Annotated in this window: 13 protein-coding genes and 1 tRNA gene; 8 read left to right on the forward strand and 6 right to left on the reverse strand. The window is 31.2% G+C overall.

What is annotated here, in order from left to right; genetic code table 11:
• The first annotated feature begins 2 nt into the window (after window positions 1-2).
• From OJ995_RS12110 to OJ995_RS12130, 5 genes are all read left to right on the forward strand, one after another.
• Window positions 3-626, forward strand: a complete 624-nt coding sequence (locus tag OJ995_RS12110) for a CatB-related O-acetyltransferase (protein WP_264369664.1) — start codon at window positions 3-5, stop codon at window positions 624-626.
• Complete coding sequence (locus OJ995_RS12115; protein WP_264369665.1) at window positions 626-1,654, forward strand: isochorismate synthase; 1,029 nt, start codon at window positions 626-628, stop codon at window positions 1,652-1,654. Before OJ995_RS12110 ends, OJ995_RS12115 begins: the two co-directional genes overlap by 1 nt.
• Before the next feature lie 318 nt (window positions 1,655-1,972).
• Complete coding sequence (gene bshB1 / locus OJ995_RS12120; RefSeq protein WP_264369666.1) at window positions 1,973-2,689, forward strand: bacillithiol biosynthesis deacetylase BshB1; 717 nt, start codon at window positions 1,973-1,975, stop codon at window positions 2,687-2,689.
• A 74-nt stretch (window positions 2,690-2,763) separates the two neighbouring features.
• Window positions 2,764-2,839: transfer RNA gene (locus OJ995_RS12125), tRNA-His, on the forward strand.
• Window positions 2,840-2,955: 116 nt separating this feature from the next.
• Window positions 2,956-3,759 (forward strand): hypothetical protein, encoded by an 804-nt coding sequence (locus OJ995_RS12130; protein WP_264369667.1) that lies wholly within the window; start codon window positions 2,956-2,958, stop codon window positions 3,757-3,759.
• 85 nt (window positions 3,760-3,844) lie between these two features.
• On the opposite strand, the gene OJ995_RS12135 is transcribed toward OJ995_RS12130, so the two are convergent.
• Genes OJ995_RS12135 through OJ995_RS12145 form a run of 3 tightly spaced genes read right to left on the reverse strand, consistent with a single transcriptional unit; the run spans window position 3,845 to window position 5,545 of the window.
• Window positions 3,845-4,411, reverse strand: coding sequence for a YceI family protein (locus OJ995_RS12135; protein WP_264369668.1), 567 nt, complete (start codon window positions 4,409-4,411; stop codon window positions 3,845-3,847).
• A gap of 32 nt (window positions 4,412-4,443) precedes the next feature.
• Window positions 4,444-5,076: an NAD(P)H-dependent oxidoreductase gene (locus OJ995_RS12140; RefSeq protein WP_264369669.1), complete on the reverse strand. Its 633-nt coding sequence runs from the start codon at window positions 5,074-5,076 to the stop codon at window positions 4,444-4,446.
• A gap of 16 nt (window positions 5,077-5,092) precedes the next feature.
• Window positions 5,093-5,545, reverse strand: coding sequence for a MarR family winged helix-turn-helix transcriptional regulator (locus tag OJ995_RS12145; protein WP_133607139.1), 453 nt, complete (start codon window positions 5,543-5,545; stop codon window positions 5,093-5,095).
• Between the two features lie 127 nt (window positions 5,546-5,672).
• On the opposite strand from OJ995_RS12145, the gene OJ995_RS12150 reads away from it, so the two are divergent.
• Window positions 5,673-5,981 (forward strand): rhodanese-like domain-containing protein, encoded by a 309-nt coding sequence (locus OJ995_RS12150; protein ID WP_264369670.1) that lies wholly within the window; start codon window positions 5,673-5,675, stop codon window positions 5,979-5,981.
• 110 nt (window positions 5,982-6,091) lie between these two features.
• Here OJ995_RS12150 and OJ995_RS12155 read toward each other — a convergent pair whose 3' ends face one another.
• The 3 genes from OJ995_RS12155 to OJ995_RS12165 all read right to left on the reverse strand — a co-directional run bounded on the left by OJ995_RS12155 (window position 6,092) and on the right by OJ995_RS12165 (window position 8,480).
• Window positions 6,092-6,946 carry a hypothetical protein gene (locus OJ995_RS12155; RefSeq protein WP_264369671.1) on the reverse strand — a complete coding sequence of 285 codons (855 nt, stop codon included), beginning with the start codon at window positions 6,944-6,946 and terminating at the stop codon, window positions 6,092-6,094.
• A 158-nt stretch (window positions 6,947-7,104) separates the two neighbouring features.
• Complete coding sequence (locus OJ995_RS12160; RefSeq protein ID WP_264369672.1) at window positions 7,105-7,638, reverse strand: hypothetical protein; 534 nt, start codon at window positions 7,636-7,638, stop codon at window positions 7,105-7,107.
• A gap of 164 nt (window positions 7,639-7,802) precedes the next feature.
• Window positions 7,803-8,480 carry a Crp/Fnr family transcriptional regulator gene (locus OJ995_RS12165; protein ID WP_264369673.1) on the reverse strand — a complete coding sequence of 226 codons (678 nt, stop codon included), beginning with the start codon at window positions 8,478-8,480 and terminating at the stop codon, window positions 7,803-7,805.
• 109 nt (window positions 8,481-8,589) lie between these two features.
• Here OJ995_RS12165 and OJ995_RS12170 point away from each other — a divergent pair, with 109 nt between their 5' ends.
• The gene (locus OJ995_RS12170; RefSeq protein WP_264369674.1) at window positions 8,590-10,965 is read left to right on the forward strand and encodes a heavy metal translocating P-type ATPase; all 2,376 of its coding nucleotides are present in this window, start codon (window positions 8,590-8,592) and stop codon (window positions 10,963-10,965) included.
• 82 nt (window positions 10,966-11,047) lie between these two features.
• Complete coding sequence (gene ccoS / locus OJ995_RS12175) at window positions 11,048-11,242, forward strand: cbb3-type cytochrome oxidase assembly protein CcoS (RefSeq protein WP_264369675.1); 195 nt, start codon at window positions 11,048-11,050, stop codon at window positions 11,240-11,242.
• Window position 11,243: the final 1 nt, after the last annotated feature.

An 11,243-nucleotide genomic window follows, 5' to 3' on the forward strand; every position in this document is an offset into this window, starting at 1 on the left:
AAATGACTGGACCAGATATAAACACGCTTTTTCCTTTAGAGAATTATAAAAGATTATGTTTTCTTAAAAATGTAGTTAAAAATCCAAATATTATAGTGGGTGATTACACGTATTATGATGATTTTGAAGATGTTGCTAATTTTGAGAAAAACGTAAAATACCATTTTGATTTTGTAAATGATAAATTGATTATTGGTAAATTTTGCATGATTGCTTCCGATGTGAAGTTTATTATGAATGGAGCGAATCATTTATCAGATGCAATTTCAGCTTATCCTTTTGCAATTTTCGGAAACGGATGGGAAAATGCGATGGATGGAAAAAGCTATCCCAATAAAGGTAATATTACTATAGGAAACGATGTTTGGATTGGTTACAATGCAACTATTATGGCAGGTGTAACCATTGGAGACGGAGCGATTATTGGCACTAATGCTACTGTTGCAAAAGATGTTGCGCCTTATTCAATTGTAGGTGGAAATCCTGCAAAAGAAATAAGAAAGCGTTTTTCAGACGAGAAGATTCAGCAATTGCTTGAATTGCAATGGTGGAATTGGGATATCGATAAAATAACTCAAAACATTCTGGTATTAACGTCTTCCGAAATTGATAATTTAATTTTATAATGTCAGTTTTTGATACAATATCAAATCATTTAGAAACAAATTCACCTTTTGTTTGCTATGTTAAACCAAATGAAACTATTTGGAATTTACTCGTGCAACAAAACGATGAAATTATTGAATTTTCTAATCAAGCCGGATTTGTTTTTATGCCTTTTTATGAAGGAAAACAAGTAGTAATTCCGTTTGAAGGGAATGAGTTTTTACAAGGAAATCTTGAAAAATTAAAGCAAAAATCAACTGAAAATTTCACTTCAGAAATCAATCAAAAAGAAGCTTTTGAAAATTTAGTTTCCAAAGGAATTTCCGCCATTCAAAATTACGAATTTGATAAAGTGGTTTTGTCTCGTAAAATGGATTTGAAGAAACAAATCTCAATTGTAGAAACCTTTCAGAACTTGATTTCATCTTATCCAACTGCTTTTCGCTATTTGTTTTTTCATCCTAAAATTGGTTTATGGATGGGAGCAACGCCTGAGCAATTGGTAAAAATCAATCAAAATCAATTTGAAACGGTGGCTTTGGCTGGTACTCAATTGTATTCGGAAAATGTAATTTGGGCAACCAAAGAAATAGAAGAACAGCAATTTGTAACCGATTATATTGTTACTAAAGTAAAAGATAAAGTAAGCCAACTTATAATTACTGATGCTAAAACAGTTAAAGCTGGAGATTTAGCTCATTTAAAATCGTTTATTTCAGGAGTATTAACTACTGATTTTCAAGCGAAAGATTTAATAAAAACATTACATCCAACTCCAGCGGTTTGTGGTTTACCCAAAGAAAAAGCCATCGATTTTATTCTTAAAAATGAAGGTTACAATCGAAAATATTACGCTGGATTTTTAGGCGAATACAATAAAGACAATCAAACCGATTTATTCGTAAATTTACGCTGTTTAGAAGTAGAGAATGATGTTGTGAATATTTACGTAGGTTGTGGCATCACAAAAGACAGCAATCCTGAAAAGGAATTCATTGAAACCGAGAATAAATCGATGACGATGCGGAATGTTTTAGTTTCAAAATAAATTGGAAACACATTAGGTACATAGAAAATTTAAAAGACATTGTATTTTAAATAGTTCGCATAGTATTTCTATGTAAACTATGTTAAGTAAAACGACTAAAAAATAGACACAAAGAAAATCTATGATTCTATGTGTTTAAAAATATAAAAGTTTCAAAATGAAATTGAAACACATAGGCACATAGAAAATATTGAAAGGCATTGTATTTTGAATAGTTCGTTTAGTATTTCTATGTAAACTATGTTAAGTAAAACGACTAAAATAAACACAAAGAAAATCTATGATTCTATGTGTTTAAAAAAATATAAAAGTTTAAAAATGAAATTAGACATATTAGCTTTTGGAGCTCATCCAGACGATGTAGAATTAGGTTGTAGTGGTACGATTGCCAAAGAAGTTAGCTTAGGAAAGAAAGTCGGGATTATCGATTTAACTCGTGGTGAATTAGGTACACGTGGTTCTGTGGCTATTCGTAATAAGGAATCAGCTAAAGCTTCTGAAATTTTAGGAGTTGTGGTGCGTGAGAATTTAGATATGCGTGATGGTTTCTTCGTAAACGATGAAGCACATCAAATGAAAGTGATTGAAATGATTCGCAAATACCAACCTGAAATCGTGTTGTGCAATGCGATTACGGATAGACACATCGACCACGGAAAAGGAAGTAAATTAGTTAGCGATGCTTGTTTTTTATCAGGTTTGCGACAAATTAAAACGGAATATGACGGCGAAGCACAAGAAGCTTGGCGACCAAAAGTAGTGTATCATTACATTCAATGGCAAAACATCGAACCTGATTTTGTGGTAGATATTTCGGAATTTATCGGAAAAAAAATGGAATCAGTGTTAGCTTATGGTTCGCAATTTTATGATCCAAATTCAAAAGAACCGGTTTCACCAATTACTTCAAAAAACTTTTTAGATAGTGTAAAATATCGTGCTCAAGACCTTGGAAGACTCGTTGGAGTAGAATATGCAGAAGGTTTTACAACCGAAAGATATTTGGCAGTCAATAGCTTAGGCGATTTGAAATAAAATAGTCGTAAAAAAGTAAAAAAAATCTTTGCAAGATAGAAGTAAACCCCTATATTTGCACTCGCAAAACAAATGGTGATTGTAGCTCAGTTGGTTAGAGCGTCGGATTGTGGTTCCGAAGGTCGCGGGTTCGAGACCCGTCTTTCACCCTTAACATTGGAAAGCCCTGAAGTAATTCAGGGCTTTTTTTATTTTCTTTTTACGGATTTCCATATTTTTTCATGAAAGTAATTTCTTATATTTGATGCTTTAACACCAATTAAATAATGAGAAAACTATTTATCATCTTCATTGGAATTACCGCTTTTGGTCAATCCAATATCGACAAAGAAACAAACAAAATTGTTGAAGAAGGAAAAATGCTTTATAATTCAGAAATGGCTTCTTGGTATGGAACCGATATTTTTATAGAGCTTTATAAAGAAAAAGAAAATATTGGCGGTTACTTTTCATATACAGAAAACAATGTTCCAAAATGTGTATTTTTTTCAAAAGATAAAAAACCAAAAGTTATTGGCACCATCAATTTTGAAGCTAAAATTAAATTGGAAACAGCAAAAGCCGATTTAAAAGAAAGAGAATTCACCAAAAATGAATTGGACTATTATGAACTTAGAAAAGAAGCTATGAATATTATTTATTCTGATACTATTTTTAAAAATTATAAGAATACAAGTTTTAATATTGTTCCAATTATTAATAAAAAAGAAAAAAAAGTATTTGTTTTAACTGGTCCAAAAGTTAATAACGTTATTATTTTAGGAAATGATTATTTAATGAATTTTGACAAGAATAATAAACTGTTAAATCGTAAAGCATTACATAAAAATATCATTCCAATTCAAATTGAGGATGATAAAGAAATTGAAGCTACAATGCACAGTCATCTACCAGAGACTGGCGAATTTATTACTTCAACTGATATTTGTACTTTAATGCTTTATGGAAAACTTTACAATTTGAAAGAACACTTTGTTATTTCTGAAAAATATGTTTCAATTTGGGATTGTGAAAAAGATACATTAAATCTGATAACTAGAGAAGCTTTTGAGAAAATATTAGACGAATAATCATTAATTTTTTCTAGAAAAACACAAAAAAGCCCTGAATTTCTTCAAGGCTTTTTGTTTTTCATAGCAAAGTTTCCCAGTTCAATTAGAATACTAATTTTACTTTTAATTCGAATTCGTCACTGATTGTTTTGTCTCCTAAGTTATCAAAGAAGCTTCCAGAACCATATTGGATACCGTATTTAGTTCTATCTATTTTTAAAGAAGTTTCAGCTGTATTTTTACCTACAGTTAAGTCAAATTTAATAGATTCAGTTTTTCCTTTGATTGTTAAATCAGCAGTTACAGCGTAAACACCGTTTCCTTTTTCACCAAGAGATTTGATAACTAAAGTTGCTGTTGGGAAATTCTCAACACCAAAGAAATCATCTGATTTTAAGTGACCATCTAAGTTTGCTTTTCCTTTTCCTGATAAATCAGTTGTATTAATTGTAGTCATGTCAACTGTAAAGTTTCCACCTACTAATTTTTTTCCTTTGAAAATTAAAGCACCTTCTTTTAAAGTGATTGTACCTTCATGAGATCCAGTTACTTTTTTACCAACCCAGTTGATAGTACTTTTTGATGCGTCTACTTTTTTTGATTTTTGTGCTGTAGCCGTAAAAGTTACTAATGCTACAAGAGCTAAAGCGATTGATTTAAAATTTTTCATGTTTAAAATTGTTTTAATGTTAATGGTTATAATTAAATGGTAGTAAATAATTCTTGTTTTGGTTTTCTCACTTTTACATAGTGCTGTGTTGCATCTTCTTCATGACGATATCCAACAGCTGCTACTAATGAAGCGTTTAATCCTAATGCATTGAAACCTAAAATTTCATTGTATTTTTCTGGTTCAAAACCTTCCATTGGTGTAACATCAATTTTTAATTCAGCTGCTGCATTCATTAAGTTGGCTAAAGCTAAATACGTTTGTTTTGATGTCCAAACTGCTTTTTGGTCTACTGGTAACGAAACAATCTTAGATTTCATAAAGTCTGAATATCCTTTTAAATCGTCAACTGATAATCCTCTTGTAGTTGCAATGTTTTGAACATATGCATCAATGTGATTTTCTTGTACATCTACAATGTTAGCAAATACTAATAGGTGAGATGCATCTACAATTTGTGATTGTCCCCAAGAAACCGGTTGTAACTTGGCTCTAACTTCTGGATTTTCGATGATAAAAACTTTGTATAACTGTAATCCGTAAGAAGAAGTACTTAATTGGATTGCTTCTTTTAAGGTTTCTAAATCTGCTGCAGATATTTTTTTAGCAGCGTCAAATTTTTTGGTGGCGTAACGCCATTTTTGGTTTTCTATAAAGTGACTCATAGTAAATGTTGGGTTTTTAATTTCTAAATTTTTCTAGCAATTCGTTTAACAATTCTAATTCTTCAACCGTCAAATTTTTAGAAAAAGAGCGCTCATGAGCTTCTACTGATGGATCCAATTGTAGTAAAAGTTGCAACCCTTTCTCGGTAATGGTAATTTCCATTTTACGGCGATTGATGGGGCAAATTTCTCTAAGCACTAATTCTTTTAATAACAATTTGTCTACTAAACGTGTGGTGTTACTGGTTTTCGCAATCATGCGTTCTTGTATCATACACATATTAGCAGGCTTTCCTTTCTGACCACGTAAAATGCGTAACACATTAAATTGTTCTGGGGAAAGGTCAAATGGCTTTAATATCTCATTAAACTTTTCCGAAATGACATTTTGAGTGTACATCACGTTAAGTAATGTTTTCTTCTCCATTGCCATTGGAGTATTTGGTTTTATGATTTCTTCTATTCTCATTTGATGTTGTAAAATTTGTATGTACAAATGTAGTAATAATTTTATTTGTATGTACAAATGTTTAATAAATTTTTGTTAAAGTTTTAAAATTGTATTTTTTGATAGTACTTTTGAAAAAAAAATAGAGATGAAAAACTTAGATCAAAATACGTGGTGGAGCCAGTTTTTGCAAGATGCAAACGGTGTAATAGTAGATGTTCGTACTGAAGATGAATTTAACGATGGTTATATTCCAGGCGCGATTAATATCGACATTTATAAAGGACAAGGTTTTATTTATAGAGTAGAGGAGTTAGACAAATCGAAAAACTATTATGTGTATTGTGCGGCTGGAGTACGTAGTGCCAACGCTTGTAACGCCATGGAACAATTAGGTTTTGAAAATACCTTTAATTTAGTAGGTGGTTTTTCTAATTGGGAAGGACCAACAGAATAAAAAGAAATCCGCTGAAGAGCGGATTTTTTTTGTGGGTATTGAATGTAATTAATGCTATCGGGTAAATCCGGAAGTAACCATTGAAGCAAACCGCTGTTAACAACAGGTTTTTATTTTAGTTTTTTTATGAAGTATTGGTCTTTAACTATTCCGAAAAGCGAGTCTTTGTATATGTTTGCTATACTGTCTTGTCTAAACACTTTTAAATATTCAATTGTATAGTTATACCGAAAACCTTTATTATCAAAATTGTTTGAAATTAATTCACGATAAATTTCATCAACTTCTTCTGGGTTTAAATCTTTTATTGTACTTCGCATTATTTTATATCTAGCTGCTAAAAAATTATGCAAAGATGAATGTTCAGAAGGAATTTGTTTAATCAATTCATATGCTTGATGATTTAATCCACTTTTATGAAGATTTAAGGACTGTTTCAATATTTTATTTGAATCCATTAAACTTCGGTCGTTTAATTCATAAATAGCGTTTTCAATGTAATTTTTTTTAATATTTAGACCAGTTGTGAACGAATAATAATTATCTATAACTATTTTATTGTTCTTTTCGGTTAGGATTAGTTCTGTTCCTTCAATTTTATCACTTATTTCAGAACAGATAATTACATGAAAATTATTATTTTCAAAATAATAATTCGTAATCTTAATTTCACCAGTTAGCTTTCTTGAAATATTTTTAAGATATTCCGAAGCATGCCTAGTGTAATTATATCTCGAATGGAAAATTTTCCTTTCAACTTCATTTTTAAACCCTAATGAATCTGACGTCTTATTAATTGTTTTAATTACATCAATATCATAAAACATCTTGTCAAGATTTTCAAGTTTTTTGTTTTTTAGTTTTGTTACTATTAATTCAGAAAACTTTAGAAAATCCTTTTCTGTTTTTTTACTTTGATTGCAAGAAATAAGAAGAAGACTTGTAAATAAAATAATGTATTTCATCAAACTTGTTGTTAACGTTATGAGGCTTGCTTTCAGTGGCGCTGAACCAACACCAAACCATTACAAATTTAACAAAACATTCCATTCAGCAGCGGATTTTCCGCTGGAAAATCCGGAAGTAGCCATTGAAGCAAACCGCTGTTGCGTGTAGTTAATTTTTATGTCCTGATCATTATTTCGCCTTCTTTTCGTTGGAGAAAATTGTCTCCACCTTTTCTCTTTTTGCCTTTTCGATATTTTAAACCTCCAACTTTATAATTTAATTTTACTTTCGGTTTTAAAGTTATAAAAATACAACCTTCTTTTGCCATTGGTCCGTATAAAAGCGGAGCATCTATTTTTTTTATATATCTAATTGATTCAATATTTTGATAATTTAATATTTCATCTGCGAACTCTTTCACTAAATTACTTTCTATAATATCTAGTCGATAGCTATAACTACGTTTTGAATTAACAATAATCAACATTGAATAAGGTTTTAGATTTTTTGTATATCCATCTAAGTGTATTAAATCTTTTAGATCAAATTTTACAGTATCATTAAGGATTTTATGATTTAGGCTGTCAATGAATGGTTTTATATTTTCTCCACTAATTAATTCAGATTCAATTTCACGCACTTTTGTTTGTGCAATCAATTGAAAGTTGCAAGATAAAATTAAAATAAAAAAGATGATTTTGTTTTTCAATTATTTGGTTTTTATAATTACACACAACTTGTATATATGCGCTACAAAATAGCGCCAATCTACCCATTTTTGGTTGTATATGCCCTACAAGTAACCTTTTTCAAAAATACTAAAAAAATCTTACAATTTCACCCAACAAAAAATCCGCTCTTCAGCGGATTCTCTTATGTTAATCGTTTTAATTTATTTTTATCTAACAGCGTAATCTTCTTACCTGTTAATTCAATATAACCTGATTTATTTAACTCAGATAACAATCGAATACAACTCTCGGTTGCGGTGCCAATCATTCCGGCTAATTCTTCTCTGGATAGTTGAATGTGTAATGAGCCATCTTCGTTTTTACCAAACGTTTCTTCCAAATACATTAAGGTTTCGGCTAAACGTTGGCGAACGGTTTTTTGTGCCATATTCACCATGTGATCATCGGCTCCTTTTAAATCGTCGCAAATGGTACGCATCACATTCATCGAAAACTGATTATTTTGATTAAAAAACTGCATGACTTCGCTTCTTGGAATAAAACAAACTTCCATGTCTTCAAGCGCCACCGCACTTAAATTTGCAGGTTCGTCGCTAATCATAGAACGTTGTCCTAGCAATTCTCCTGGTTTTACTAGTTTTACAATTTGGTCTTTTCCGTTATCACTTAACTTAGATAATTTACAAATTCCATCTTTTATACAATAAATACCATTGGTTACTTCACCTTCTTCAAAAATAGGTTCGCCTTTTTTTATGGTATAAGATGTTTTGCATTCGGCCATGCGTAGCAATTCTTCTTTATTTAAGGCTTTTAATGAACTAAATTGCCTCACAATACATTGTTCGCATTTACTCATTTTAAGAAATGTTTAGAGTTTGATACAAATATAAACAAAGTATGACAATTATCATATTTTGTTTTGCCACGAAGTAAGAAATTTGTGCTTAGGTAAAATGAGCAAATATATGGACACAGAAAATTGTTTCCATTGTGGTAATGAAATCATAAAAAAAGACGAAATTCTATTTGATGAAAAGAAGTTTTGTTGCAATGGTTGTAAAACCGTGTACGAAATTTTTAGTCAGAACGATTTAACGTGTTATTACGATTTTCAGGCAGCACCCGGCGCCACTCCACAAGACATTCAGGGCAAATATGACTTTTTAGACAATGAAGAAATTGTTTCAAAACTATTGGAATTCCAAGAGCGTACAACACATATTGTTTCACTCTACATTCCTCATATACACTGTAGTTCGTGTATTTGGATTCTGGAAAATCTACAAAGACTTCAACCAGGAATAAACGCTTCTCAAGTTAACTTTGGCGAAAAGAAAGTCCGAGTTACGTTCAATCCCGAACAAACTTCTTTAAAGGATATTGTATACTTATTGAGTTCAATAGGTTACGAACCGTATATCAGTTTAGAAAATTTTGATGAAGGAAAGAAAAAAATTGACCGAAGTTTAATCTATAAAATAGGAGTAGCTTTTTTCTGTTTTGGAAATATCATGCTGCTTTCGTTTCCCGAATACTTTGAAGTAGAAGAATATTGGATTGATCAATATCGAGGATTTTTCCGTTGGTTGATTTTTGGATTATCGCTTCCTACGTTTATTTATTCGGCTTCTGGTTATTATGTTTCCGCTTGGAAAAGCATGAAATCGGGTTTATTGAATATTGATATTCCAATTGCTCTAGGAATTGTAGTCATGTTCGTAAGAAGTACAGTAGATATCATTTTCGATTACGGTCAAGGTTTCTTTGATAGTATGGCGGGATTGATTTTCTTCATGTTATTAGGAAAGTTATTCCAGAAGAAAACATACGATTTCCTTTCTTTCGAGCGCGATTATAAATCGTATTTTCCAATTGCCATCACGAAAATATTACCAAATGGAGAAGAAGAATCGGTTCAAGTCTATGATATTGAAAAAGGTGATAGGCTTTTAATTCGTAATCAAGAGTTAATTCCGGTAGATGGAATTTTAATTTCCGAAAAAGCTTCAATAGATTACAGTTTCGTTACAGGTGAAGCGGTTCCAATTGAAAAAAAATCAGGTGATAAAGTCTTCGCTGGTGGAAAACAAATGGGGAAAGTCATCGAAATGGAAGTTTTGTTTTCAGTTTCAAACAGTTACTTGACTCAATTATGGAGCAACGATGTCTTCCAAAAACGCGTAGAACAGCAACACAAAAACATTACGGATAGAATTAGTCGCTATTTTACGCCGGCTTTACTGGCTTTGTCGGTCGTTTCCTTTATTTATTGGGTTTTTATAGATGTTCAAACCGCTTTTAATGTTTTCACTGCGATTTTGATTGTGGCTTGTCCGTGTGCATTAGCATTAACGGCTCCGTTTACATTGGGAAATGTGTTGCGAATTTTAGGTAATAGAAAATTATACTTAAAAAATGCTTTGGTGGTAGAACAATTAGCCAAAGTAGATACCATCGTTTTCGATAAAACAGGAACGATTACAACCAATAAAAAAACAGCCATTACTTACGAAGGAACCGAATTAAATACTTCCGAATTAAAATTATTAAAAAACGTTTTACGAGGTTCTAATCATCCTTTAAGCAGAAGATTGTACGAGTTTATTCCGAATCAAGAAAAATTAGAAACTTCAAGCTTCGAGGAAATCATCGGAAAAGGAATTTTCGCCGAAATCGATGGAAATACAATAAAACTTGGTTCGTCTCAATTCCTAAAAACCATGACCGAAAACACGCATAAGAAAACCAAAGTGCATGTGGAAGTCAATGGAGTTTATAAAGGAAGTTATGTGTTCAATAACCAATACAGAAAAGGATTAGAACAATTGTTTGATGATTTAGCGAAGCATTACAATTTGGTTGTTTTATCTGGTGATAATGATGGTGAGCGTAGCATATTAGAAAAAATGTTGCCAGCTAAAACAACATTAGTTTTTAATCAAAAACCAGAGCAAAAACTACAATACATCGAACAATTACAAAATGAAGGTAAAAATGTTATGATGGTAGGCGATGGCTTAAACGATGCTGGAGCTTTAGCTCAAAGTAATTTAGGATTATCCATTTCAGAAAACGTAAATGTTTTTTCGCCAGCTTGCGATGGAATTTTAGACGCATCACAATTTGATAAGATTGCTTTTTATATGCGCTATTCTAAAAACGCTATGAAGACCATTTATATGAGTTTTGGCTTATCCTTATTATATAATGTAGTAGGATTGAGTTATGCAATCACAGGAAAATTAGACCCAATTGTAGCGGCTATCATTATGCCATTGAGCACCATAACTATTGTAAGTTTTGTAACTATCATGACAAATTGGTACGCTAGTAAGAAGTAATATTTAAGAAAATTTTAATACATGATAAAAGTCATGTTTTATAAAAAGGAGTACAAGTAACTTTGTTAACACAATTTAAGGTATGAGTGTCATTTATTTATTAATCACGATCAGTATAGTAGTTGCTATAGCTTTTTTAGTTGCTTTTATTAAAGCAGTTAAAAGTGGCCAATACGATGATGACTACACACCATCAGTCAGAATGTTATTTGACGATGAAATTGTAAAAGAAAATCCAAACAAATTAATACAAACAGAAAAACAAAAATCAATCTAAT

This window comes from Flavobacterium lacisediminis (assembly GCF_025909975.1).
In the GTDB taxonomy this organism is placed as follows: Bacteria; Bacteroidota; Bacteroidia; order Flavobacteriales; family Flavobacteriaceae; genus Flavobacterium; species Flavobacterium lacisediminis.